Origin of the sequence: Rhizobium sp. N621 (assembly GCF_001664325.1) — a bacterium.
Taxonomy (GTDB): Bacteria; Pseudomonadota; Alphaproteobacteria; order Rhizobiales; family Rhizobiaceae; genus Rhizobium; species Rhizobium esperanzae.
On sequence record NZ_CP013495.1, the window covers coordinates 2640866 to 2664931 of the forward strand.

A 24066-nucleotide genomic window follows, 5' to 3' on the forward strand; every position below is an offset into this window, starting at 1 on the left:
TTGAATGATGGGTTTCCGACGCCCATATTAACAGCGTGGACATGGACGAGCTCCCATCGACGACCATGCCCCTGACCCAGGAAAGGAACTGGATAATGACCACGCTCACCTATCGGGGTGGTGGCAAGACCCTCACCTCCGGCGAAGGCCGCTTCGATCTGGGCCACTACGCCCAAAAGCTCGTGCTTGCCTGGACGCGCTGGCGGACCGCCCGTGAAATTGAAGCCATGCCGTTTGACGTCCGCAAGGATATCGGCTGGCCGAGCACCGACGACAGCAAACACCGGACCATGTAATGAATGCGACATTCCTCCTGAGATGAGGGCGGCGTCTGCCTCGCGCAACGCCGCCTTTTTCGTGCTCGCCGTGCCGTTCCCAGCCGTCTTCAGTCCCGAATTTCAGCCGCCTATAAGCCTGTTTTCTGCCCCAACCGGCGATATGACCGGTCAAATTCCGGTCAATGTCGCATATTTGCTCTTCTCGGCCGCATTTTTCCATGCCACTGTCGCTTTTAGGACATCGGCGCGACGCATTCCGCGCAACGAATATGTCATCGCCCCTCGAGCATGGATTTCGCTATGAACAGGATGCAGATCAAGAAGCGCTCACTGGTCTTCTTTATGGTACCGCAATTCACCATGCTGCCCTTTTCGGCAGCGGTGGACACCTTGCGCATCGCCAACCGCATGCTCGGCTATCAGGCCTATACCTGGCGGCTTGCCTCGGTCGACGGAGAGAAGGTCTATTCCTCCTGCGGCATCGGCATCGAGGCAAACTCCTCGCTCGCCGAGGAACGCCGCCATCTCGGCGGCGAAAACCGTCCCGGCATGGTGCTCGTCTGTTCCGGCATCGATATCGAGGAGTTCAACAACAAATCCGTCAATGCCTGGCTGCGTGAATGCTACAATCGCGGCGTCGCCGTCGGCAGCCTATGTACGGGCGCGCATGTGCTTGCGCAGGCCGGTCTTCTGAACGGCAAGCGCTGCGCCATCCACTGGGAGAACCTGCCCGGCTTTTCCGAAGCCTTCCCGCAGGCGGAGGTCTATGCCGATCTCTACGAGGTTGACGGCAACCTCTATACCTGCGCTGGCGGCACCGCCTCACTCGATATGATGCTGAACCTGATCGGCGAGGATTTCGGCGAAAGCCTCGTCAACCGTATCTGCGAACAGCACCTGACTGACCGCGTGCGCAATCCGCACGACCGCCAACGTCTGCCGCTGCGCGCTCGCCTCGGCGTGCAGAACGCCAAGGTTCTGTCGATCATCGAGCTGATGGAAGGCAATCTCGCCGAGCCGCTGTCGCTGATCGAGATCGCCGATGGCGCCGGCCTCTCCCGCCGCCAGATCGAACGGCTGTTCCGCCAGGAGATGGGCCGTTCGCCGGCCCGCTACTATCTGGAAATTCGCCTTGACCGCGCGCGCCACCTGCTGGTTCAGTCCTCGATGCCCGTCGTCGAGGTCGCCGTCGCCTGCGGCTTCGTCTCGGCCTCGCATTTCTCCAAGTGTTATCGCGAACTCTACCATCGCTCGCCGCAGCAGGAACGCGCCGAGCGCAAGATGACCATGGCGACGGCAAGGCAGGCGGTTGCGGCTTGAGGCATCGGAAGGTCGCCGAATGATACTAAGGGGGTGCCGCCCCCTTGCATCCGCCTGCCGGCACCGCCCGGGGTCGAGCCACTGGTCTCGACCCGTCCTTCGGACCCCCGCTTGCGGGGCGAAGGGGATATGCCGCACCGGCTTCCTCAACCTCAACGCTGCATTTGGCATGTCCCCTCGCCCCGTTTAAGCGGGTGTGAGGGGCGGCCATTGGCGCAAACCGGAGGGCGGTGGCGAGAGGCTGAAAGCAGCCCTACTGCGCCACCTCCTCCGTCATCCTGGCGTCGGAATAGACCTGGTTACGGCCGCGGTGCTTGGCCATATAGAGGAACTGGTCGGCGGCGTTGAGATAATTCTCGAAGGTTTCGTAACTGCCGATTTCGGCAATCCCGATCGAGATGGTGACGCCGAGTTCCTCGTCGTCGGCCGTTACCTTCAGCCGCGAAATATCCGAGCGGATCTCGTCGCAGAGCTTGGTGGCGGCGGCCGAATCCATCTGCGGGAAGAGGATAGCGAACTCCTCGCCGCCGAGGCGGGAGAGCAGGTTGTCACTGCCCTCGAAGATCGTGAACAGCCTGTTTGCAACCGCCTTCAACACCTTGTCGCCGATCTCGTGGCCGTATGTGTCGTTCAGCCGCTTGAAGTGGTCAATATCGAGAATGGCGACCGAGCTCGGCACTTTCAACCGCAAGCACTCGTTCACCAGCTTCGGGCCATTGTCGTAGAAATAGCGGCGGTTATAGAGGCCGGTGAGATAGTCGCAGGCTGCAGCGGCCCTCAACTGGCGCATCTGCGCCAGTGTTTCCGCATTGTTGGCGATGCGGCATTGCAGCTCCTCGGCGACGAAGGGCCGATAGACGAAATCGCTGGCGCCGGCTTTGAGGAAACTCGCGGACAGCATACGATCGTTGGAGGAGGAGACGCCGATGACGCGCAACCGGTCCGAACCGAAGCGATGGCGGATGCGCCGCGTCAGCTCGTAGCCGCTCATATCGGGCATGTGATGATCGGTGACGACGAGTTCGATATCGCTATAGGCTTCGAGCGCCGCCAGCGCCTCGAGCCCCGAGCTTGCCTCGACGACCAGATATTGCTGTGCCTTCAGGAGATCGACGAGAACCTGGCGTACCGAGACGACATCATCGACGACGAGCACCCGCGTCTTGCGGTTGGAGATCGCACGGCGGACGGTGGCGACCAGATTGTCGAGCGCGAACTCATTGTCCTTCAGCACGTAATCGATGACATTGCGCTCCATGATCTTGTTGCGCGTATTGAGATCGAACGTGGCGGTGAAGACGATTGCTGGAATATCGTGCTCGATCGTGCAGTCGAGCGCCTCGCCATAGGGCGAATCCGGCAGGTTGAGATCGACGACTGCCATGGTGTAGCCGTGACCATCTTCGGCAAGTTCCCTGCGAAGCGCTTTCAGCGACGAGCAGGATTTGACGGCAAGGCCAAGTTCCGTCTGGAACCGATGGCAAAGCACGGCGGAAAACATTCGGGAATCTTCAACCAGAAGTATCTTGAGCCCGCCGGAACGCAGCCCGAGCCCATCCCGCTGAAAATCCGCCTGAAAAGCCACAGCCGCTATCCCCCCCTGCGCCTTACGGGCTCGACTCGGCCCTCCCCCCGGCGCGGCGGACGATAACCGAGAGGCTCATCCGCGTGAAGGGGACAAATATTCAGATTACCTGTAATTGCAAAAATCCAGCGCCCGGCAGCGCCGATCGCCCCCGGCTTCCTCGCGATCAAGATCCCGGAAGAGCCGTCAGGCAACCGCCCGCTCCTTGCGCATGGACTGGATCTGCAGCAGCGTGTCGAGATTCTGGTTGACGCGGCAGTAGAACTCCTCGTCGATGAAGGGACGCAGCATGAAATCGTTGCCGCCGGCCTTCAAAAACCGCGCCGAAAGCAGCCGGTTCGAGGACGAGGAAACACCGATGATGCGCAATTCGTGCGAGCCGATATGGGCCCGGATGCGCCGCGTCAGTTCAAATCCGTCGATATCGGGCATATTGTAATCGGTAATCATCAGGCCGATATCGCGATTGACCTTCAGGGTCTCCAGCGCCTTGGCGCCGTTTTCGGCGGTGCTCACTCGGAAATTATAGCGCTTCAGCCGGCTCGACAGCAGCGCGCGCGCCGTCGCGCTGTCGTCGACGATCAGCACGTGATGGCGATGATTGGTCAGGAACCGGCAGATCGACTCCGCCAGAAGGTCGACGGCGAAAATATTGTCCTTGAGGATATAGTCGACGATGTCCTTGGCGATCAGCTTGTCGCGCATGCCTTCGTGAAAGGTGCCGGTAAAGACGATGGTCGGTATGGAGAGATCGACCAGATATTCCAGCGCCTCGCCGTTTTCGGCGCCGGGCAGGTTGATGTTCGAGATCGCCAGCGTGATCGGATCGGAAGACTTGTCGTAGGAAAACTGCAGATCCTCGAAGCTCCGGCAGATCTCGACATCGATGTCGAACAGCTCCTTCAGGCGTTTGCTGATCATGGAGGTGAATACGTTCGAATCTTCCGCGACAATAATCCGCGCACCGGCAAACATTTCCCCGGAATATTGCATCCCCGAAATACCTAGAAACGCCATAAGCAAACCTTTGATGTAAATTCTTTCCCCGAGCCAATTCGATACATCAATTGATTTGAATAATTATTAATCAGCATCTGCCGCTGCGAAATGAACACGCGGCGCAATGGTGCGCCTGCGATTTCTTTGCAGATATGATTAAGAGTCTGATTGAGAAAGCGAGATAGCGGACCAGCCTTCGTGTCATGAGCTTGATCATTGCAGCCTGGATGAACGTAGCGCATGCTGCTTCTATGTTGACGCCTGGTAGCGGGTGTCCAGATCATTCGATCTCTCCGCGTTTGTCGCACTAGAGTAATTTCCAGACATTCATATTATGCGTCGTTGACGAATACCACATGAGACGTCCGATGCTGGAAACCAGATCAATAGCCTATGCTGTTGTCAGAACCCGAGGCCTGCTTAGCGTGCTGCCAGTCTTGGCAGCGGGACTGCTCTCTGGTTGCGCCAGAATGCCGCCGGTATTTTCAGATGATGGCGCAACAATTTCATTCAAGGGTGAAAAGTTTAGGTACCGAGTTCCTGGTCAACCCGAAGTGTCTTGCGATTTTGATGATCAGCGAAAATTGGCAGTTTGTGACAATGGCCTAACCTCCAAGTTGGTGGTGGCTGGGCTTCCCTTCCGTGGCGTCGTCTTAGTTGAATTCGATGGGCGGCGATTTAGGCCCGCCGAGCGTCGCTAAACGAGCGTGGTCCAAACTGGTTGCCGTCACGCTGCGGGCGATGCGGGTGCTCAGATGGTGGGATACGCAGGCATTAATCAGACACTGACGGCAAACTCAGCGAGCGCCGGAAATGCGCCTCGATCTTGTGCAGCAATTCCGCACGCATCAGACGGTGAAGCGGACGGCGCCGACATTAGCTCGGCGATGTTCCATCTACACGACCGGCGGTCAGTCAATGATCTTCACATCGCACTCACGTAGCCTCATGCATTCTACGCGCAGCAACCGCTCCTTGCCGCCGCCGGTCCGCAGCAAGCTGCCGCTTTCTTGCTTTCTTCCGCCAGCCAGCGATCGCGCGGCTTACAGCTTGCCGGCCGTGGCGACAGCTCGACATGCACTGCGCCGGCGCGCAGAACCGGCGCCGCGGCACAATAAAGCTGCATCGGCCGCACGCCGTCGCTCACTTCGAAGGTAAGTTTGGCCGAACCGTCGAGCTGCACATGCTCCGTCACCTTGCGGATGATCGCATGGAATTTTCCGGCCGCCATATGCGTGCGCTCGCCCTCCTCGATGTCCCAGAGCTGGATGAATATCGCCGTCCATGCTTCCGGATTGGCCCCGCAATCAAGCGCCGAGAATTGGCCCGCCTTGACCTCGGTGATATGATAGCCCGGCTTCACCGGCCGGCCGTCATAGTGGAAAACCAGCGGCGCGTCCTTGTCGCCGGAGAGCGCATCAAACAGCAGGCCGAGGCTGATCTCCTCCGCCTGAATTTTATTGTTGTCGATCGCATTCATCTGCGCTAATCCTCGTTTCAACGATTCAATGATTATTGAAATATGGATCAACGTCAAGCCCTCGCCGCATTCGGCGCACTATCGCAGGAAACGCGCCTTCACATCATCCGCATGCTTGTCGTCTCGGGTCCTGACGGAATGGCGGCGGGCTCCATTGCCGACAAGGCGGAGGTTTCCCCTTCTAACGTCTCTTTTCATCTGAAGGAGCTGGAACGAGCTGGGCTAATCACTCAGCAGCGAGAATCCCGCTCGATCATCTACACGGCTAATTACGAAGCGCTCGGCGGCCTGATCCGTTTCCTGATGGAGGATTGCTGCGGCGGGAATGCCGAGATCTGCGCCCCCGCCGCCGCCGTTGCCGCATGCTGTGCACCTGCAACCAAGGAGGAACTGCAATGACCACGCACCGCGTTTACAATGTTCTCTTTCTCTGCACCGCCAATTCTTCGCGCTCGATCCTGGCGGAATCGATCCTCGAGACCGAGGGCAAGGGCCGGTTCAAGGCCTACTCCGCCGGCAGCCAGCCGAAGGGCGAGGTCAATCCTTTGGCGCTGAAGGAGTTGCAGGCGCTCGGTTATCCCGCAACCGGCTTTCGCTCGAAGAGCTGGGACGAGTTCGCCAAGCCCGACGCGCCGGAGATGGATTTCATCTTCACCGTCTGCGATACCGCCCATGGCGAAGCCTGCCCGGTCTGGATCGGTCACCCGATGACCGCCCACTGGGGCGTCGAGGATCCGGCCGCCGTCGAGGGCAGCGAGGTCGAGAAAGGCCGTGCGTTCGCACAGGCCGCCCGTTTTCTGAAAAACAGGATTATGGCCTTCCTAAGCCTGCCTTTATCCTCGATCGACAAACTGGCCCTGGAGCAGCACCTGCGCCAGATCGGCGCGATGGAAGGCACGACCGCAAAACCGGCAGGTGCCGGCTGATGGCTTCCTACGATCTATCGCGCCGACTGGTCGCAGAGACCCTCGGCACCGCTATGCTGGTCGCAACCGTGGTCGGTTCGGGCATCATGGCGGCATCGCTCACCGGGGATGTCGGGCTTGCCCTGCTCGGCAATACACTCGCGACCGGCGCAATCCTGGTCGTGCTGATCACCGTGCTGGGGCCGATTTCCGGCGCCCATTTCAACCCGGCCGTCTCGTTGATCTTCGCAATGTCGGGTTCACTGCCCAAACGCGATCTCGGTTTCTATGTGCTGGCGCAGTTTGCCGGTGGCGTAGCCGGAACGATCTGCGCCCATCTGATGTTCAACCTGCCGCTCCTGGACCTGTCGAGCAAGATCCGCACCGGCGGCGCGCAATGGTTTTCCGAGGGTATCGCGACCTTCGGCCTCGTCGCGGTCATTCTCGCCGGCATCCGCTTCGAACAAAAGGCCGTCCCTTGGCTGGTCGGACTCTATATCACCGCCGCCTATTGGTTCACCGCGTCGACCTCGTTCGCCAATCCGGCCGTGGCTTTCGCCCGCTCCCTGACCGACACTTTCTCCGGCATTCGTCCGGTCGACCTTCCGGGTTTCTGGCTTGCTGAAATATCAGGTGCGGTCGCAGCCCTGCTCCTCTTCAACTGGCTGCTGCAGCCAGCCGAGACATCGTCAACCCTATCCTCCGAGGCAAAATTATGAACGTCACTATCTATCACAATCCCGCTTGCGGCACCTCGCGCAACACGCTGGCGATGATCCGCAATGCCGGCATCGAGCCTGAGATCATCGAATACGTCAACACCCCGCCGTCGCGTGCGGAACTGGTCAAGATGATCGCCGATGCCGGCCTGACCGTGCGCCAGGCCCTGCGCGAGAAGGACACGCCCTACGCCGAACTCGGCCTCGGCAATCCCGCTCTGAGTGACGACCAGTTGCTCGACGCCATGCTCGCCCAGCCGATCCTGATCAACCGGCCCTTCGTCGTCACACCGCTCGGCACGCGGCTGTCGCGCCCGTCCGAGCTGGTCCTGGAAATCCTGCCGGAGACGCACAAGGGCGCCTTCACCAAGGAAGACGGCGAGAAGGTGCTCGATGCCGAAGGCAAGCGCATTGTCTGACCTTCCAGCCACTTCGCCGGCCCATCTTCACCAGCCGGATCTGGCGGCCTTGCGGCCGCCCTTCTCGATGCACAAGCCGCGCATTCTCATCCTTTACGGCTCGCTCAGGGCCGTATCCTACAGCCGTCTGCTGGCACATGAGGCATCACGGCTGATCGAGCATTTCGGCTGTGAGGTGCGGATCTTCGATCCCGAAGGCCTTCCCCTTCCCGATGGAGCGCCGGTCGCCCATCCGAAGGTGCAGGAATTGCGCGAGCTGTCAGCCTGGTCGGAAGGCCAGGTCTGGGTCAGCCCGGAGCGGCACGGCGCGATGACGGGGATCATGAAGGCGCAGATCGACTGGATACCGCTGTCGGTAGGCTCGGTGCGGCCGACGCAGGGCAAGACGCTTGCCGTCATGCAGGTATCCGGCGGGTCGCAGTCGTTCAATGCCGTGAACCAGATGCGCATCCTCGGCCGATGGATGCGGATGATCACCATTCCCAACCAGTCGTCGGTGGCAAAGGCTTTCCAGGAGTTCGACAGCGACGGACGCATGAAGCCGTCATCCTTTTACGACCGCGTCGTGGACGTCTGCGAGGAGCTGGTGAAATTCACATGGCTGACACGCGACGCCTCGGCCTATCTTACCGACCGCTACAGCGAACGCGGGGAAGAGGCCGATAAGCTCGAACGACGCGTTGGCGTCAAATCCATATGACGCCCGCCGGTTCCGAGCGGCCGCCGGTTGCCGCCATCCTCGCGCTCGGTCTGACGCAGATCATCGGCTACGGCACCCTCTACTACAGCTTCAGCATCCTCGCGCCCGACATGGCGCGCGGGCTCGATTGGTCGGCGCAATGGATCTTCGGCGCGCTGTCGGCGGCACTGCTGATCGGCGGCCTGGCAGCACCCGCCATGGGTATGTGGATCGATCGTTTCGGCGCGGGGCGGGTCATGACCGTTGGCTCGGCCATTGCGGCGGTCGCGCTTGCCGGCTGCGCCTTCGCTCCCGGCAAGGCCGCTTTCGTCGCTGCCCTGATAGCCGTCGAGACGACGTCGAACCTGGTGCAGTATGGCGCGGCCTTCGCCCTTCTCGTTCAGATCCGGCCGCGCGCGGCCCAGCGCAGCATCACCTATCTCACGCTGATTGGCGGTTTCGCCTCGACGATCTTCTGGCCGATCACCACCGCCCTGCACGCTCATCTCTCGTGGCAGAACGTCTACCTCCTCTTCGCCACGCTCAATCTCCTCGTCTGCCTTCCCATTCACGCCTTGCTGGCCCGCGGCGCCGGCACCTCCGGCACGGGCGAGAAGAGCGGCACGGCGAAGCGAATCGAAGCTGGCCTCCCCGCTGCGGCACGCAGGCCGGCCTTCATCCTGATGATCACCGGCTTTGCGCTGCAAAGCTTCGTCAATGCGGCGCTTCTGGTCCATATGGTGCCCGTCATGTTGGCACTCGGGCTCGGCGCCATGGCCGTGATAGTCGGCACGCTTTTCGGCCCGTCGCAGGTGCTGAGCCGCTTCGTCAACATGGTCTTCGGCGGCGGCCTGCCGCAGCTCACGCTCGCTGTCATCTCCGCCGTGCTCCTGCCGGCGGCCCTTGTCATTCTCCTCCTCACGGCGCCGTCCGTTGCCGGTGCAGTGGTCTTCGCCGTGATCTTCGGCCTGGGCTCCGGCCTCAGCAGCATCGTGCAGGGAACGCTGCCCTTGGCGCTCTTCGGAAGCGAGGGCTATGGCCAGCGGCAGGGAAAAGTGATGTCGGCCCGCCTCGCCGTCTCTTCGACGGCGCCTTTCGCGCTGGCCTTCCTGATGGGCAATATCGGCGTGTCCTGGTCGCTGTCGATCACCGCCGCGTTCGGCGCCGCATCCGTGGCGGCATTCCTCGCCATCCGGCCGCTGATGCGGACGTCGGCGCCGGCGCAAACGGCGCTGGCGCGAGAGCCGTAGCTCCGTGGGGCCGCAGCCTTACTTGACGACCGCCGAGCCTTTGACGATGTCGATCGTCTCGCCGCCATCGAGCCCGATCCGGTCGCCGTCGGGTGTCGTCATGAAGCAGCCGGAGGAGCAGAGGCTTTCGGAAGCGCCGGCATCGACCACAACTTCGACGCGCTGTCCGCCCTCGGTGATGACGAGCACCACGGCTGCGGGATCGGTGTTGGTGATGGATGCGGCGTTGACCGCCGGCGCAGCAAGCAGCGGGACAAGCAAAAAGGCGGCAAATCTTGCCATCATGTGCGGCGGCGCTGACGCGCCCTCCCCTCGAAAGATCGGTGCTGCCCTCGGCAGCGATCCCGATGGAAGGGATCATGCACATAGACCTGTGAATGATGGCTGAATACGCTGTTCAGCTCTCCGCTGCCCGCCCGCGCAGTTGGCGCACCGGCCGCTCTTCTTCCTCCACCGGTCTATCCTTGGAATTCTCATGGCCGTCAGCATGCTCCTTAACCGCATTGGGAAGGACGAGGGCAGCCTCCCGATGGATGGTAAGGTCGCTCTGTGGCAGCGGGATTTCTATGCCTTCCGCCTTGAAGCGCTTGAGGATCTCGATCCTCAAATTGTTGCGCACCGTCAGACCGTCGCCCATGTCAGCGAGGAAGAAGCGAAGCTCGAAATCGAGCGAATAGGGGCCGAAGCGCAGGAATTCGACATGCGGCTCGGGATTGCGCATGACGAGCGGTATCTTCGCCGTCAACTCCAAGAGAATATCCATCACCTGTTGCGGATCGGCGTCGTAGCTGACGGAAACCGGGATTTCCGAGCGACCGATCTTGTTGCGATGCGTCCAGTTGCCGACGAGGCCGTTGATCAGTTCCGAATTCGGCACGATGATCGCCTGCTTGCGGAAAGTCTCGATCTCGGTAGCGCGCACCGAGATCCGCTTGACGATACCTTCGGCCGTGCCGGAGACGACGTGATCGCCGACCTTGAACGGCCGCTCGACCAGCAGGATCAGGCCTGACACGAAGTTGGAGACGATGTTCTGCAGGCCGAAACCGATACCGACCGAAAGCGCCGAGGCGACAAGCGCGAAGCTCGACAGATCGATGCCGGCGGCGGAGACGCCGATGATCGCGGCGATGCCGACGCCGAGATAGCCGATGCCCGTCTTGACCGAGTTTCGCACGCCGAGATCGACATGGCTTCGCGCCATGACATTGCCGTCGAGCCAGCGCTGCAGCCAGCGCGTCAGCAGATAGACGCCGGCAAAGAGCAGGATGCCGGTGCAGATTCCGAGCAGCGAGATGCTGATGCCGCCGAGCTTGACCTCGGTGAACAGCCGGAAGGCGATAAGCTGCAGATCCTGTACATGGAAGCCCCAGAGCAGCAGGATCAACGGAATGCCGACGAGCAGCGCCACCGCATACATGGCAAGGCCAACGAGCAGGCCGACCTGGTCTATCGCCACCGGCCCGAGGTTGAAGCGCCGCGCCAGGAAGCGGGCGAAGAAGGTATCGCCGAAGCTCTCCTGCCGCGAGATCGCCTTGCCCGAGAGCAGGCCGACATACATGGTGGCGACGACCGCGCCGGTGATGATGAGCTGCGTAGCGACAAAGCGGGCAAGTCCGACATAGCCGGCAAGCGCCGTAACGATCAAAGCGGCACCGACGACACGCAGGATGATTGCCATGCCCCGCGGCCAATGTCTGCCAGGCGCGTCGGGATCGCCGCTTCTCGCCAGCATCGGCTTGCTGAAGGAGACGGCGATCAGGATGATGCCGATGATCAGGGCAGCGATCAGGCTCCGAACGACGGTCAGCACCAGCGGTGAGCCCATCGCCTCGCTGACCGTGCCGAAGAGGTAGTCGAGCCCGTTGACGACAGCCATCGCCGAGAGACAGTAGCCGATCGAGCGGGCGCCGAGATTGGAAAGCTTCACCAGCCGCCAGTGCGGTTCGCTCGGCGCGAAAATGGCGTTGACGAAGCGGCCGACGAAATAGACGAGACCGATCGTGCCGAACAGCGCGCCGATAACAGGCGCAATATCCGGCCGCAAAACATTGAAACTGTTAAGGAAGAAAAAGGAGGTAACAAGCAGGACCGCCAGCGCCAGCGTTCGGATCAGCGTCGACCAGAAGGCGATCGACAGCCTGCCGATATAGGAGGGGTCCTCGACCGCCTCATCGCGGCGCAAATAGGAGCCGAACAGCCGGTAGCTGCCGGAAAGCAGGATGAGTGCTGAGGCGAGCGACAGGAAGATGGCGGCGAACAGTGGGAATCGCTTGAACTTCCAGACGAATGAGGCCCAGCTCGCCAAAGCCTGTGAGAATTCGCTGATCTCGTGCACGAAGGCGCTCGCGGCATCGTCAAGCACCGAGATGGAGATTTCCGTGCGCCTGAAAAGCGTATCGGCGAAAAGCTGCCGCCGCATCTCGATGATCTCGTTCATGAGCTTCGTCACGGCGATCGACAGGTTTTCGGCGTCACCGGTCACCGCATTGATCTGCGCGCGCTCGGCGGCAAGCGCGTTACGCTCGTCGGTGACGATCTGCGCCTCGGGCGGCTGCCCATCCTTCGGCGGCTCGCCGATCTCGGTCAGCCGGTTCTTGATCTGGTCGAAACGCGGTCTCAGGTTGACCGATATGGTGATGACGGCGCGGCTGAGCTCATCGGCCTTGGTCGCAAGCCCGACCAGCGCATCGTCATTATCGGCGTTCTCCTTGACGCTGTCCTGAAGCGAGCCAAGCTGGACCTTCGCCTTCTCGATCTCCTTCGCCGCCTGGGCCGAAGGCGTATCGACAAGCGGCGCCTCTGCTGCCGCCTGCGGCTGCGGTTCCTGCGCGAAGGCTGCTGCGCTCTCGAAATGCGCACCGGCGAGCGCCAGCGTCACAAGAAAAATGGTGCGAAGCAGGATGGATCTCAGCCGCAAAAAGGCCTCCGGAAAGGTTGTCATCGAAATTGAATGCTCGCTTTTCATCGCAAAGAAAGGCGACAGAAAGGCGGGAGATGCCTAAAGCGCCCTGCACCGAGCTTGTCCATGCAGCGCACGTTCGTCCAAACAGCTCAGAACCCCGCGCCGGGCTTGGAGAGATAGTCGAGTTCTGCTGCCGTCGATTCCCGCCCGAGCATGGCATTGCGGTGAGGAAAGCGCCCGTAGGCGGCGATTATCTCACGGTGTCGGATCGCATAATCGAGATATTCCTCGTCGCCGAGCGCGGTGAACAGGGCCACCGAACGGTCCTGCTCGTCGAGGTTCTCGGCGTGTTCGAACGGCAGGTAGAAGAAGGTTCGGCAAGCATGTTCCACCGCCTGGTCGGCGCCGGCCGCGAGCGCGAGCTTGGCTTCCCGAAGCGCCAGCCCGTCGGTAGCAACGGCAAGCCCCGTGCCGCGATAGATGTTGCGGGGAAACTGATCGAGCACGATGACGGCCGCCAGCCGGCTCACCGGATCGGCCCGCCATTCATCGCCGACGCCCGCGGCAAGCGCCAGATGCGTATCGCGGAAAACATCACGGATCTCGGCATCGAGTTCCGGCGGCGGACGAAACCATAGCTCGCGGCCGCATCGAACGAACCAGAAATCGTAGACCTCCCGGGGTGTGCGGATCGCCGTCATGCCTTCCTCCCGTAGCGTTAGGTTTGATGATGTTGTGCCGGCAAGCTCTTGTAGAAATAGGACAAGGTGTGCCGTGTGGCCTCCTCATCCGCCCTACGGGCACCTTCTCCCCGCCGGGGAGAAGAGGGGATCGAGACATTGCCGCGAATCCCTTCTCCCCAGCGGGGGTCCGAAGGACGGGTCGAGACCGTGGCTCGACCCCGGTCGGTGGCGGCAGCCGGATGAGGGGGCCACTCCCTTCATGATGTCCTCGCCTCTACCTATTTGTCCTCATGCAACGAAAATACCAGCATCGCCCTCGTCCCGTCATGCCCGGGATCATAAGCGAAATCCGACTTCAAGCTCGCGGCCATCGCCGTCAAAATCCGTGTGCCGAGCCCCGTCCCCCTGGCCGCGCCCTCTGGATCAAACCCCGCTCCATCATCCTCGACGATGACGCGCAATTGCCCGTCCGTCTGGTCGACAAAAACGCGGATCTCGCCCGAGACGCTGTCGGGATAGGCATATTTGAAAGCATTGGTGACGAGCTCGCTGACGATCAGCCCGAGCGTGATCACCTTGTCGGTCGCCAGATTGACCGGCTTTGCGGTCAGCACGATACGGTGCGGCCGCTTGTCGTCGCGCATCGAAGCTTCAAGCTCGGTTAGCAGACTGTTCAGATATTCATCGACCTGCACCGAACCGATCTGCCGGTTGGTGTAGAGCCGGCGATGCACGCTCGCGATCGCGTTGATACGCATCTGCGTCTCGTGCAGCGCGTCGATCGCCACCTGGTCCTTGGTCATGGAAGATTGCATGCGGATCAGCGCGCCGACAAGGCCGAGGCTGTTGGCGATGCGGTGATTGACTTCGGCCAGCAGCAACTCGGCATGATCGCGCTGCTGACGGATCACCTCCTGCGCCTGCGCCGTCTCGCGGCGGAAGCGCGCCCGCTCCAGCGCCTGTTCGAGAGCGGCGGCGAGCAGGTCGAAATAATCGGCCGAAATCCCCTTCAGCATGTAGTCATCGGCACCCGCCTTTAGCGCCGCGACCGCGATGCTAGTGTCGTCCGACCCCGTTGCATAAATGACCGGCGGATGATCCGGCACGGACGTGATGCAGGGCAGAATATCGAGTCCAGTCTCGCCGCTCAGGAGATGATCGAGCACGACGGCGTCGATGCCGCCCTCGGCGATCCGCGCAAGGCCGGCAGAACCATTCTGCGCCCACTCGACCGAAAAGCCGCGCCGCGCAAGGTTCTTCTGCATCAGGAGAGCGAGCCCCTCGTCGTCGTCGATATAGAGGATGTGGATCAAGGCATCCGCATCGCCGCTAGAATTGCTCATTCCGTCTCCCGGCGTTCTCTCTAAGCAACGACGGCCGCAAGGTCCGAGTCGTCAGCATGGGCACTGTCGTATTGCATTGCCCGCCTGAGGTAAACATCGCTCGTCCCTCGCTCTTGTCGCAGGCGACGCTAGCTCTTCTGGAATTTCCGATGGCCGGAGACTTCGGCGCCCGCCTCCTTCGGCAATTGCAGGAAGCGCAGCGACGAGACGATGCCGATCGCTCCGACCACGACGAAGGCCCATCGGAAGTCGGCCAGAACGGGATTGTCGGCGCCTCTGAGAGCCGAGGAAATGTTGAGCGCGGCGGCGGCCACCGCAACGCCGAGCAGCATGGACATCTGCTGCAACATGCTCGACAGCGTCGAGGCCGAGCTTCGCTGCGCCGGGCCGATATCGGCAAAGGCGAGCGTGTTCAGCGCCGTGAACTCCATCGATCGCGACAGGCCGGCGAGAAAGAGCAGCGCATGGATGAAAAACGGCGGCGTGTCAGGCGTCAGGAAACCGCAGGCAACGATCGACAGGGCTGCAATCAGCCCGTTGAGCCCGAGAACGGTACGGAAGCCGAAGAAGCGTAAGAGCGGCGTCGTCACCGCCTTCATGCTGAAATTGCCGAGAAAATAGACGAGCAGATAGGTGCCTGCGGCAATCGAGCTCAGCCCGAAGCCGAGCTGGAACAAGAGAGGCAGAAGGAAAGGCGTCGCGTTGATGGCCGTTCGGCAAGCCGTGCCCGCCGAGAGCGTCGACATCGAAAATGTCTGGACGCGGAAAGCCGAAAGATCCAGCAGCGGATTGTCGGCGGCAAGGAAATGCCGCGTCGCCATGACCGATAGGACGATGCCGGCCGCGAGCATTGAGATGACCGGCCAAAGCCCGCCCTCCCATTTGGCTGAAAGCTCCAAGGCCGCGAGCAGCAGGGTCAATCCGGCCGCGCTCAGGATAAAGCCGCGAATATCCAGCCGACCGGGATCAGCCTCGCGCTGTTCGGGCACAAAACGCAGCACCAGCCCCATGCCGACGATGCCGATCGGAATGTTGATCAGGAAGTTCCAATGCCAGCTGGCATAGGTGGTGATGAAACCGCCGAGCACAGGGCCGACCACGGGCGCCGTCAGCGCCGGCCAGGTGATGAGCGCAATCGCCTGGACGAGTTCGGACTTGCGCGCGTTCTTCAGCACGATGATGCGCCCGACCGGAGTCATCAATGCGCTGCCCGCCCCCTGCAGCGCACGCCACAGCACGAATTCCGTGAGGCTGCCGGAGAGCCCGCAGAACAACGACGCGACCGTGAAGACGCCGATCGACGTCAGGAAGACACGCCGCGCCCCGAACCGGTCGCCGAGCCAGCCCGACAGCGGAATGAAGGCGGCCATCGTCAGCATATAAACGGTGATGCCAATGCTCATCGACACCGGCTGCACGCTGAAGCTCGCCGCCATCTGCGGCAGCGAGGTGGCGACGATCGTGCCGTCGAGGATCTGCATGAAGAAGGAAACGGCAACGACCAGCGCCACGATCTTCGCCTGGCGGCCGCCCGCCACCTCTTGCCCCTGCTCGCTCGTCTCTGCCGTGGTCATCGATCTGCCAATGGAAATTCCGGGTGTCGCGACAGGGAACGGAAAGGAAGCTGATCGGAGGTCCGCCGCGGGAGGCGCGTACAAACCGCGCACTGGCTGAATACGCCCGTTGCGTCAGTCCGGAAAGGCTAAATCTCGCACTGCGACGGAATATTCCCGATGCGGCCCGTCCACTCAAGAAAAAGGCCCCACCGAAGCGAGGCCAAGTTTGAACCGTTCCGGGAAAACAGGAGCGGCGTTGAGGTCCATATCCCGCGAGCTCTCCCGCAGCGAGGCCAGATTTCGCCGTATCGGTACGCTTGCGAATGAAATTTCCCCAGATCACCCGAAAGACCGCTCCTGGAGATAGGTGAACTACCTGTGCACTGCAGCAACGATTGTCACTTGCAATGTTTATAAAAATAGATATCACTAAACATATTGCTAAACATGATGAGTGAGGAGTTCATGTGAGCATTCTCTGAAATGGGTGAACGTGCGACGCTGGCGGGAGCCGGCCTTGGTTCTGGGAGGAACTTATGCAGAAAACATCGAAAGCCCTTTTGGGGCTGGCCACGGCGCTTGTCACGTCGTCGGCATTGCCCAATCTCGCCAAAGCCGATGAACTGACGCTGTGTTGGGCCGCCTGGGACCCCGCGAATGCGCTGGTCGAGCTATCGAAGGACTTCACCGCCAAGACTGGCACGCAGATGAAGTTCGAATTCGTTCCCTGGACGAGTTATGCCGACCGCTTCCTCAACGAGCTGAATTCCCATGGCAAGCTCTGCGACCTCATTATTGGCGACAGCCAGTGGATCGGCGGCTCGGCCGAGAACGGCCACTACGTCAAGCTCAACGACTTCTTCGACAAGGAAGGCATCAAGATGGATGACTTCGTGCCGGCGACGGTCGTCGGCTACTCGGAATGGCCGAAGAACACGCCGAACTACTGGGCGCTGCCGGCCATGGGCGATGTCGTCGGCTGGACCTATCGCAAGGACTGGTTCGAGAAGCCGGAACTGCAGAAGGAATTCAAGGCGAAATACGGCCACGATCTCGCGGCCCCGAAGACCTATGACGAGCTGAAGCATATCGCCGAGTTCTTCCAGAAGCGCCAGATCGACGGCAAGACCGTCTATGGCGCCTCGATCTATACCGAGCGCGGCTCCGAAGGCATCACCATGGGCGTGACCAACGTCCTCTACGACTGGGGCTTCCAGTACGACAATCCGAAGAAGCCTTATGACATGGAGGGCTTCGTCAACTCGGCCGACGCGGTCAAGGGCCTCGAATTCTACAAGTCGCTCTATGATTGCTGCACCCCGCCCGGCAGCTCCAACGTCTACATGGTCGAATCCGCCGACGCCTTCAAATCCGGACAGGTCGCCATGCAGATGAACTTCGCCTTCACCTGGCCCGGCCTCTACAAGGACGAGAAGGTTGGCGGCGACAGGATCGGCTTCTTCCCCAATCCGGCTGAAAAGGCGCATTTCGCCCAGCTCGGCGGCCAGGGCATCTCGGTGGTTTCCTACTCCGAGAAGCGCGACGCCGCCCTGCAATACATCAAGTGGTTCGCACAGCCCGATGTGCAGGCCAAATGGTGGGAGCTCGGCGGGTTTTCCTGCCTGAACTCCGTCGTTAACGCGCCGGATTTTGCCAAGAGCCAGCCCTATGCCCAGGCCTTCCTGGACTCGATGGCGATCGTCAAGGATTTCTGGGCCGAGCCGAGCTATGCTTCGCTGCTGCAGGCCATGCAGAAGCGCGTCCACAACTACGTGGTCGCGGGCAACGGTGCCGCCAAGGAAGCGCTCGACGGCCTGGTGAAGGACTGGAGCGACGTGTTCAAGGACGACGGCAAGATCTAGTGTCGGACGACGGGACAGGCGGAATCCCTCCGCGCGCCATCCTCACCAGGATGGCGGCCCGGATCGGCAGACGAGCCGGGCCGCCAGATCTTCCAAATCGCAATAGACTGGGTGAAGAATTGACAATTTCCCATTCCTCCATTGTCGAGAAGGCGGCCGATGCGACAGCAAGGGCAACGCCGGTCTCGGTCGCCCGGCGCGTCCGCGGCCTCTCCGACAGGGCAATCGCCTGGCTGTTCATTGCGCCGGCCATCACATTGCTGCTGGCGATCAACATCTTCCCGCTGCTATGGGCGCTCTATCTCTCCTTCACCAATTACCGCGCCAATCGGCCGAATGCGCCGGTGCAGGGCGTCGGCCTCGGGAATTACAAGCGCGTCCTCAACGATCCCGACATCTGGCAGGCGATGCAGACCACCGCACATTTCGTCTTCTGGACGATCCTGCTGCAGACGGTGATCGGCTTCACGCTCGCCTACCTGATCGACCGCAAGTTTCGCGGCCATGCCTTCTGGACGACAATCATCCTAATCCCGATGATGCTGTCGCCCGCTGTGGTCGGCAATTTCTGGCGCTTTCTCTACGAGCCACAGATCGGGCTCTTCGCCTATGCCGTGTCGCTGGTCTCAGGCATTCCGACTTCCGATATCCAGATGCTCGGCAATGTCTCTTTGGCGCCCTGGGCGATCATCATCGTCGACACCTGGATGTGGACGCCCTATGTGATGCTGATCTGCCTCGCCGGCCTGCGCTCGATCCCTGACTATATCTACGAGGCGGCCGAGGTCGACCGCGCTTCGCCGGGGCGCCAGTTCTGGTCGATCACCGTCCCGATGGCCCTGCCCTTCATCATGCTCGCCGTGCTCTTCCGCGGCATCGAGAATTTCAAGATGTTCGACATGGTGACACTGCTCACCGGCGGCGGGCCAGGCTCGGTCACCGAAGTCGCCTCGATCACGCTTAAGCGCGCCGCGTTCGAAAGCTGGGCGACCGGCCGGGCCTCGGCCTTCGCCATCATCCTCTTCGTCGCGGTGTTCGGCCTCGCCAACATTTACGTCAAGGCATTGAACAAGGTGAAGCAACGATGAGTGCCGCTAACTCCGCCCATTCGGTCGTTGAACCGAGCCTGTCCAACAAGCGCATCGCCGGCACCATCGTCGTACTGTACGCGCTGATCACCCTCATCCCGCTCGTCTGGATCTTCCTGACCAGCATCAAGTCGCCGCCGGATTCGATCAGCTATCCACCCAAGATCGTCTTTACCCCGTCGCTCGAGGGCTATTGCAACCTGTTCACGACGCGCACCCGGCAGACGCCGGATTATATCGCCTCGCTGCCGGCGCCGGTCGGCACTTGCGATGAGGTGACGCGCAAGCGGAACATGGTGATAGCAGGCCCGTCGAATTTCGTGCCGCGCTTCGTCAATTCGCTTGTCATCGCCTTCGGCTCCACCTTCCTCGCGGTCTTCCTCGGCACGCTCGCCGCCTATGGCTTTTCCCGCTTCAAGGTGCCACTCGCCGACGACCTGCTGTTCTTCATCCTGTCGACGCGCATGATGCCCCCGATCGCCGTCGCCATCCCGATCTACCTCATGTATCGCGAGCTCGGCCTGTCGGACACGGCGCTCGGCATGATCCTGCTCTACACCGCGGTCAACGTCTCGCTCGCCGTCTGGCTGCTCAAGGGCTTCATCGACGAGATCCCGCGCGAATATGAGGAAGCGGCGATGATCGACGGCTATACGCGGCTGCAGGCCTTCCGCAAGGTCGTGCTGCCGCAGGCAACGACCGGCATCGCCGCCACCGCGATCTTTTGCCTGATTTTCGCCTGGAACGAATATGCGTTTGCCGCCCTGCTGACCTCAGGCGACGCCCAGACCGCACCGCCCTTCATCCCGACGATCATCGGTGAGGGCGGGCAGGACTGGCCGGCCGTTGCCGCCGGTACGACGATCTTCCTGATCCCGATCCTCGTCTTCACCATCCTTCTGCGCAAGCAGCTGCTGCGCGGCATCACCTTCGGAGCCGTCCGCAAATGAACCATCTGATCCAAACACGCACCCCTGCCCGTCCGAAACGGCCGTTCTTCCTGCGGCGCGGCCCGATGGAGGCCATCGCCACCGTGCTGATCGGCCTCGGCTTCCTGATGCTGTTCCAGCCCTTCCTGCTGGTGCTCTACACCTATTCGCTGGTCACCCTGCTTGCAGGCACCGTCATGTTCATCATCGTTTCGAAATTCGCGGAGTGAACCATGGCGGACATCCGGATTGAAAATCTCCGCAAGGAATTCGGCAGCTTCGTTGCCGTTCAGGATTCGAGCTTCACCGTCCATGACGGCGAGTTCCTGGCGCTGCTCGGTCCATCAGGCTGCGGCAAGACGACGACGCTTCGCATGATCGCCGGCCTCGAGCTGCCCTCGAGCGGCAAGATCTATCTCGACGGGGAGGACGTCACCTTCAACCGCGCCAGCGCCCGCGACATAGCCTTCGTCTTCCAGCTCTTTGCGCTCTACCCGCATATGAATGTGCGCAAGAATATCGGCTTCCCCTTGCTGTCACAGGGCATGCCCAAGGCCGAAATCCGTCAGCGCGTCGAAGAGACCGCGCGGCTCCTACAGATCGATCGTATTCTCAACCGCTCAGTCTCCGGCCTTGCCGGCGGCGACCGGCAGCGTGTGGCGCTCGGCCGCGCCATCGTCCGGCGCCCGAAATGCTTCCTGATGGACGAGCCGCTCGGCACGCTCGACGCCGAGTTCCGCGAGGTCATGGTCCACGAGCTGCGCGAACTGCACAACCGCATCCATGCCACCACCGTCTACGTCACTCATGACCAGCACGAGGCAATGGCGATGGCCGACAAGATCGCCGTCATGAACCATGGCGTCATCGAGCAGTTCGGCACGCCGCAGGAGATCTATGCCAAGCCCGCGACCATGTATGTCGCCGATTTCATCGGCTCGCCGCCGATGAACTTCATGCGCTTCACCTCGGGCCTGAAAAGCGGCGACACGTCCATCGTGATCGATGGAGTCGATGTCGCTGTTCCCGAGATCCATCAGGACATGGCCGAGAGCGAGCTGGCGCTCGGCGTGCGGCCGGAGCATATCCGCTTCAGCGATGCGTCGCCCCTTCGCGGCGCCGTCTACGGCAGCGAATATCTCGGCACCAATCAGGTCGTGGCTGTCGAAACTCGGGGCAGCCTTATAAAGGCCCGCGTTCCCGCCAATCGCACCTTCCGGATCGGCGAGACCGTCGGCTTGGAATTCAACCCGGTAAAACTCACGCTCTTCGACTGCACGTCGGGCCGCGCGGTGCCATCGCAGCTTTATCAGGAGACCCGGCATGGCTGACATCGTCCTTAGGAACCTCGCCAAGCGCTTCGGCGATACTCAGGCTTTGGCCGATCTCGATCTGTCGATCCGCGACGGCGAATTCGTCGTGCTGCTCGGTCCCACAGGCGCCGGCAAGACCACGACGCTGCGGCTGATCGCCGGCTTGGAAAAGCCGGACAGCGGCCGCATCGAAATCGGTGGCCGCAATGTCGCCACTGAGGCGCCCGCCGAACGCGATGTCGCCTTCGTCTTCCAGCAATATTCGCTCTATCCGCACATGACGGTCTACGACAACCTCGCCTTCCCGCTGAAGGCGCCTGTGCGCAAGCTGAGCGCCGAGATGATCGACCGCCGCGTGCGCGAGGTCGCGCGCATGGTCCGGATCGACCATAAACTCGCCAACCGCTCGACCAGGCTTTCCGGCGGCGAGATGCAGCGTGTCGCGATCGGCCGGGCACTGGTGCGCCGGCCGGCGATCTATCTGATGGACGAGCCCCTGTCTTCGCTCGACGCCAAGCTGCGCGCCGAACTCCGCCTGGAGCTGAAGCGCATCCAGAAGGAGTTGGGCTCGACGCTGCTCTATGTCACCCACGACCAGGTGGAAGCCATGACCATGGCCGACCGTATCGGCATCGTTGCCGAGGGCCGGCTGATGCAGGTCGGAACGCCGCGCGAAATCTACAGCAATCCCGCCAACCTGCATGTCGCCGCCCGCCTCGGCCAGCCGCATATCAACCTTCTGCCGGCGGACCTGCTTCCCGGCGGTCAGCCGCCGGCTGGTACAAAAACAGTCGGCGCCCGCACCGAACATCTCGATATCATTGTCGGCAAGGACGCCAATGCCGAGATCGACTGGATCGAGCATCTCGGCGACCAAAACCATCTCCATATTAGAGCTGGCAATCACAAGCTCGTCACACTTGCAGATCCATATCTGGCGATCGCGCCGGGCGACCGGATCAGCCTGACGCTGCGCGATCCGCTTTATTTCGATGCGGCTGGACAGCGCCTATCCTGACCGGCAAACACACATGACGACGGCATGAAAAACAAACAGACGGGTCTCAATCGATGAAACACTTTTTCAACCGCAGGGAAACTATCGTTACCGAAGCTCTGGACGGTCTGCTTTTGACGAGCGGCAACGGTCGTCTCGCCCGCCTCGACAGCTTTCCCGACATCAAGGTGATCCTGCGCGCGGACTGGGACAAGTCGAAGGTGGCGATCATCTCCGGCGGCGGCGCCGGCCATGAGCCTTCGCATGCTGGCTTCGTCGGCAAGGGCATGCTGACGGCAGCCGTCTCCGGCGAAATCTTTGCGTCCCCGAGTGTCGATGCCGTGCTGACGGCGATTCGCGCCGTGACGGGCCCTAAGGGCGCCCTGCTGATCGTCAAGAACTACACCGGCGACCGCCTGAATTTCGGCCTCGCCGCCGAAAAGGCGCGCGCCGAAGGCTTTGACGTCGAGATGGTCATCGTCGCCGACGACATCGCCATCCCCGGCATCAACCAGCCGCGCGGCGTCGCCGGCACGCTGTTCGTCCATAAGATCGTTGGCTATCACGCCGAAAGGGGCGAGGACCTGACAACGGTCACAGCCCAGGCCAGAAGTGCGGCTGGCGATATCGTCTCGCTCGGCATGTCTCTCTCCACCTGCAGCGTGCCCGGCCAGGCGCATGAGGACCGTCTCGGCGCTGATGAAGGCGAACTCGGCCTCGGCATCCATGGCGAGCCCGGCCTTGAGCGTATCGCCATGCAGCCAGTCGCCGATATCGTCGCCACCATGGTGGCGCGCCTGTCGCCTGCGCTGCGCGAGGGGGCAAGTCACGCCCTCCTCATCAACAATCTCGGCGCCGTGCCGCCGCTCGAAATGACCGTCATCGCCAATGCCGTGCTGTCCTCATCGCTTGGCCGCCGCATCCGGCTGATCATCGGCCCAGCGCCGATGATGACTGCGCTCAACATGAACGGTTTCTCGCTGTCGCTGATCCGGCTGGATGCCGCGCGTGAAGCGGCGCTGACGGCTACGGTCGAACCGCATGCCTGGGTGCCGGCCGTCGAGCTCCACGAGATCCAGATCATCGCCGCGCCGAAAACATCAGCCGGATTGAACGGCGCGGCAGTGGCCGGGGAGAACAGCCGCAACCGTCGCCTGATCACGGCGCTCTGTGAGCATCTGATTTCGCAGGAAAGCGAACTCAATAGGCTGGACGGCCGCGTCGGCGACGGCGATACCGGCTCGACGGTGGCGACGGGCGCCCGCAGCGTGCTTGCGCGCCTGGACATGCTGCCGCTCGACCGGCCGGCGGCAACGCTCGCCTCGCTTGGCGATATTCTCCGTACCAGCATGGGCGGATCGAGCGGCGTGCTGCTGTCGATCTTCTTCACAGCGGCGGCAAAGGCGATGGCCGACAAGGCCGATATATCGGCAGCCCTTCTTGCCGGGCTCGACAGGATGACGTTCTATGGTGGAGCCTCAGTTGGCGACCGGACGATGGTCGATGCGCTCTCGCCTGCCCTGCAGGCGCTCGCATCCGGCGATGTCGGCGCAGCCGCAAAGGCAGCCGCAGCGGGTGCGGAGTCGACGAAGACGATGACGAAGGCGAGAGCCGGACGCGCCTCCTATGTCGGAGAAAGGGATCTGGCGGGGGTTGCCGATCCCGGTGCGGTCGCCGTTGCTGGCGCGTTCGGCGTGGTGGCAAGCCTGGCCTGAGCGGCGTAAAGTTTGAGAGCCGCGCGGGAGATGTGGCGACA

General features: G+C 61.8%; 24 protein-coding genes. 15 read left to right on the forward strand and 9 right to left on the reverse strand.

Going from position 1 to position 24066, the window contains the following annotated elements; translation table 11 throughout:
• Positions 1-95 precede the first annotated feature (95 nt).
• Positions 96-296 (forward strand): hypothetical protein, encoded by a 201-nt coding sequence (locus AMK00_RS12860; RefSeq protein ID WP_064810598.1) that lies wholly within the window; start codon positions 96-98, stop codon positions 294-296.
• Positions 297-578: 282 nt separating this feature from the next.
• Entirely contained in the window at positions 579-1598 is a 1020-nt protein-coding gene (locus AMK00_RS12870) for a GlxA family transcriptional regulator (RefSeq protein ID WP_041678677.1), read from the forward strand.
• Positions 1599-1851: 253 nt separating this feature from the next.
• Here the strand turns inward: AMK00_RS12870 and AMK00_RS12875 are convergent, their stop codons facing one another.
• From AMK00_RS12875 to AMK00_RS12890, 4 genes are all read right to left on the reverse strand, one after another.
• Positions 1852-3183 (reverse strand): GGDEF domain-containing response regulator, encoded by a 1332-nt coding sequence (locus tag AMK00_RS12875; protein ID WP_064803258.1) that lies wholly within the window; start codon positions 3181-3183, stop codon positions 1852-1854.
• A 186-nt stretch (positions 3184-3369) separates the two neighbouring features.
• Positions 3370-4200, reverse strand: coding sequence for a response regulator (locus tag AMK00_RS12880; protein ID WP_064803260.1), 831 nt, complete (start codon positions 4198-4200; stop codon positions 3370-3372).
• The gene (locus tag AMK00_RS31965) at positions 4188-4466 is read right to left on the reverse strand and encodes a hypothetical protein (protein WP_123876202.1); all 279 of its coding nucleotides are present in this window, start codon (positions 4464-4466) and stop codon (positions 4188-4190) included. Before AMK00_RS31965 ends, AMK00_RS12880 begins: the two co-directional genes overlap by 13 nt.
• Positions 4467-5137: 671 nt before the next feature.
• Positions 5138-5662: a DUF6428 family protein gene (locus AMK00_RS12890; RefSeq protein ID WP_064810601.1), complete on the reverse strand. Its 525-nt coding sequence runs from the start codon at positions 5660-5662 to the stop codon at positions 5138-5140.
• A gap of 42 nt (positions 5663-5704) precedes the next feature.
• Here AMK00_RS12890 and AMK00_RS12895 point away from each other — a divergent pair, with 42 nt between their 5' ends.
• Genes AMK00_RS12895 through arsK form a run of 6 tightly spaced genes read left to right on the forward strand, consistent with a single transcriptional unit; the run spans position 5705 to position 9634 of the window.
• Positions 5705-6061, forward strand: a complete 357-nt coding sequence (locus AMK00_RS12895) for an ArsR/SmtB family transcription factor (protein WP_064810602.1) — start codon at positions 5705-5707, stop codon at positions 6059-6061.
• Entirely contained in the window at positions 6058-6588 is a 531-nt protein-coding gene (locus tag AMK00_RS12900; RefSeq protein WP_064810603.1) for an arsenate reductase ArsC, read from the forward strand. The genes AMK00_RS12895 and AMK00_RS12900 overlap by 4 nt, the downstream gene beginning before the upstream one ends.
• Positions 6588-7286 carry an MIP/aquaporin family protein gene (locus tag AMK00_RS12905; protein ID WP_064810604.1) on the forward strand — a complete coding sequence of 233 codons (699 nt, stop codon included), beginning with the start codon at positions 6588-6590 and terminating at the stop codon, positions 7284-7286. The genes AMK00_RS12900 and AMK00_RS12905 overlap by 1 nt, the downstream gene beginning before the upstream one ends.
• On the forward strand, positions 7283-7705 hold the full coding sequence (gene arsC / locus AMK00_RS12910; RefSeq protein WP_064810605.1) for an arsenate reductase (glutaredoxin): 423 nt from the start codon (positions 7283-7285) through the stop codon (positions 7703-7705). The genes AMK00_RS12905 and arsC overlap by 4 nt, the downstream gene beginning before the upstream one ends.
• Positions 7680-8405 carry an arsenical resistance protein ArsH gene (gene arsH / locus AMK00_RS12915; RefSeq protein ID WP_064810606.1) on the forward strand — a complete coding sequence of 242 codons (726 nt, stop codon included), beginning with the start codon at positions 7680-7682 and terminating at the stop codon, positions 8403-8405. The genes arsC and arsH overlap by 26 nt, the downstream gene beginning before the upstream one ends.
• Complete coding sequence (gene arsK, locus AMK00_RS12920) at positions 8402-9634, forward strand: arsenite efflux MFS transporter ArsK (protein WP_064810607.1); 1233 nt, start codon at positions 8402-8404, stop codon at positions 9632-9634. Before arsH ends, arsK begins: the two co-directional genes overlap by 4 nt.
• 18 nt (positions 9635-9652) lie before the next feature.
• Here arsK and AMK00_RS12925 read toward each other — a convergent pair whose 3' ends face one another.
• The 5 genes from AMK00_RS12925 to AMK00_RS12945 form a co-directional block, all read right to left on the reverse strand.
• Positions 9653-9919 (reverse strand): hypothetical protein, encoded by a 267-nt coding sequence (locus tag AMK00_RS12925; RefSeq protein ID WP_064810608.1) that lies wholly within the window; start codon positions 9917-9919, stop codon positions 9653-9655.
• 112 nt (positions 9920-10031) lie between these two features.
• Positions 10032-12554, reverse strand: a complete 2523-nt coding sequence (locus AMK00_RS12930) for a mechanosensitive ion channel family protein (RefSeq protein ID WP_064811710.1) — start codon at positions 12552-12554, stop codon at positions 10032-10034.
• Positions 12555-12688: 134 nt separating this feature from the next.
• A complete protein-coding gene (locus AMK00_RS12935; RefSeq protein WP_064803269.1) occupies positions 12689-13240 on the reverse strand; it encodes a DUF924 family protein in 552 nt (183 codons plus the stop codon).
• Between the two features lie 260 nt (positions 13241-13500).
• Positions 13501-14565 (reverse strand): sensor histidine kinase, encoded by a 1065-nt coding sequence (locus AMK00_RS12940; protein ID WP_064803271.1) that lies wholly within the window; start codon positions 14563-14565, stop codon positions 13501-13503.
• A gap of 128 nt (positions 14566-14693) precedes the next feature.
• Positions 14694-16139: an MFS transporter gene (locus AMK00_RS12945; protein ID WP_064803273.1), complete on the reverse strand. Its 1446-nt coding sequence runs from the start codon at positions 16137-16139 to the stop codon at positions 14694-14696.
• A gap of 518 nt (positions 16140-16657) precedes the next feature.
• On the opposite strand from AMK00_RS12945, the gene AMK00_RS12950 reads away from it, so the two are divergent.
• From AMK00_RS12950 to AMK00_RS12980, 7 genes are all read left to right on the forward strand, one after another.
• A complete protein-coding gene (locus tag AMK00_RS12950) occupies positions 16658-17983 on the forward strand; it encodes an ABC transporter substrate-binding protein (protein ID WP_064803275.1) in 1326 nt (441 codons plus the stop codon).
• A gap of 119 nt (positions 17984-18102) precedes the next feature.
• Positions 18103-19071, forward strand: a complete 969-nt coding sequence (locus AMK00_RS12955) for a carbohydrate ABC transporter permease (protein ID WP_064803276.1) — start codon at positions 18103-18105, stop codon at positions 19069-19071.
• The gene (locus tag AMK00_RS12960) at positions 19068-20021 is read left to right on the forward strand and encodes a carbohydrate ABC transporter permease (RefSeq protein WP_064803278.1); all 954 of its coding nucleotides are present in this window, start codon (positions 19068-19070) and stop codon (positions 20019-20021) included. The genes AMK00_RS12955 and AMK00_RS12960 overlap by 4 nt, the downstream gene beginning before the upstream one ends.
• On the forward strand, positions 20018-20230 hold the full coding sequence (locus AMK00_RS12965; protein ID WP_064803280.1) for a hypothetical protein: 213 nt from the start codon (positions 20018-20020) through the stop codon (positions 20228-20230). Before AMK00_RS12960 ends, AMK00_RS12965 begins: the two co-directional genes overlap by 4 nt.
• 3 nt (positions 20231-20233) lie before the next feature.
• A complete protein-coding gene (locus AMK00_RS12970) occupies positions 20234-21331 on the forward strand; it encodes an ABC transporter ATP-binding protein (RefSeq protein ID WP_064803282.1) in 1098 nt (365 codons plus the stop codon).
• Positions 21324-22331, forward strand: a complete 1008-nt coding sequence (locus AMK00_RS12975) for an ABC transporter ATP-binding protein (protein WP_064803284.1) — start codon at positions 21324-21326, stop codon at positions 22329-22331. Before AMK00_RS12970 ends, AMK00_RS12975 begins: the two co-directional genes overlap by 8 nt.
• A gap of 53 nt (positions 22332-22384) precedes the next feature.
• The gene (locus AMK00_RS12980; protein ID WP_064810609.1) at positions 22385-24025 is read left to right on the forward strand and encodes a dihydroxyacetone kinase subunit DhaK; all 1641 of its coding nucleotides are present in this window, start codon (positions 22385-22387) and stop codon (positions 24023-24025) included.
• Positions 24026-24066: the final 41 nt, after the last annotated feature.

Excerpts from the sequence above, each read along its gene's own strand:
- AMK00_RS12860 (WP_064810598.1), top strand. The coding sequence starts at position 96 with ATGACCACGCTCACCTATCGGGGTGGTGGCAAGACCCTCACCTCCGGC.
- AMK00_RS12870 (WP_041678677.1), top strand. The coding sequence starts at position 579 with ATGAACAGGATGCAGATCAAGAAGCGCTCACTGGTCTTCTTTATGGTA.
- AMK00_RS12880 (WP_064803260.1), bottom strand. The coding sequence starts at position 4,200 with ATGGCGTTTCTAGGTATTTCGGGGATGCAATATTCCGGGGAAATGTTT.
- AMK00_RS31965 (WP_123876202.1), bottom strand. The coding sequence starts at position 4,466 with ATGATCTGGACACCCGCTACCAGGCGTCAACATAGAAGCAGCATGCGC.
- AMK00_RS12890 (WP_064810601.1), bottom strand. The coding sequence starts at position 5,662 with ATGAATGCGATCGACAACAATAAAATTCAGGCGGAGGAGATCAGCCTC.
- AMK00_RS12895 (WP_064810602.1), top strand. The coding sequence starts at position 5,705 with ATGGATCAACGTCAAGCCCTCGCCGCATTCGGCGCACTATCGCAGGAA.
- AMK00_RS12900 (WP_064810603.1), top strand. The coding sequence starts at position 6,058 with ATGACCACGCACCGCGTTTACAATGTTCTCTTTCTCTGCACCGCCAAT.
- AMK00_RS12905 (WP_064810604.1), top strand. The coding sequence starts at position 6,588 with ATGGCTTCCTACGATCTATCGCGCCGACTGGTCGCAGAGACCCTCGGC.
- arsC (WP_064810605.1), top strand. The coding sequence starts at position 7,283 with ATGAACGTCACTATCTATCACAATCCCGCTTGCGGCACCTCGCGCAAC.
- arsH (WP_064810606.1), top strand. The coding sequence starts at position 7,680 with ATGCCGAAGGCAAGCGCATTGTCTGACCTTCCAGCCACTTCGCCGGCC.
- arsK (WP_064810607.1), top strand. The coding sequence starts at position 8,402 with ATGACGCCCGCCGGTTCCGAGCGGCCGCCGGTTGCCGCCATCCTCGCG.
- AMK00_RS12925 (WP_064810608.1), bottom strand. The coding sequence starts at position 9,919 with ATGATGGCAAGATTTGCCGCCTTTTTGCTTGTCCCGCTGCTTGCTGCG.
- AMK00_RS12935 (WP_064803269.1), bottom strand. The coding sequence starts at position 13,240 with ATGACGGCGATCCGCACACCCCGGGAGGTCTACGATTTCTGGTTCGTT.
- AMK00_RS12940 (WP_064803271.1), bottom strand. The coding sequence starts at position 14,565 with ATGAGCAATTCTAGCGGCGATGCGGATGCCTTGATCCACATCCTCTAT.
- AMK00_RS12945 (WP_064803273.1), bottom strand. The coding sequence starts at position 16,139 with ATGACCACGGCAGAGACGAGCGAGCAGGGGCAAGAGGTGGCGGGCGGC.
- AMK00_RS12950 (WP_064803275.1), top strand. The coding sequence starts at position 16,658 with ATGCAGAAAACATCGAAAGCCCTTTTGGGGCTGGCCACGGCGCTTGTC.
- AMK00_RS12960 (WP_064803278.1), top strand. The coding sequence starts at position 19,068 with ATGAGTGCCGCTAACTCCGCCCATTCGGTCGTTGAACCGAGCCTGTCC.
- AMK00_RS12965 (WP_064803280.1), top strand. The coding sequence starts at position 20,018 with ATGAACCATCTGATCCAAACACGCACCCCTGCCCGTCCGAAACGGCCG.
- AMK00_RS12970 (WP_064803282.1), top strand. The coding sequence starts at position 20,234 with ATGGCGGACATCCGGATTGAAAATCTCCGCAAGGAATTCGGCAGCTTC.
- AMK00_RS12975 (WP_064803284.1), top strand. The coding sequence starts at position 21,324 with ATGGCTGACATCGTCCTTAGGAACCTCGCCAAGCGCTTCGGCGATACT.
- AMK00_RS12980 (WP_064810609.1), top strand. The coding sequence starts at position 22,385 with ATGAAACACTTTTTCAACCGCAGGGAAACTATCGTTACCGAAGCTCTG.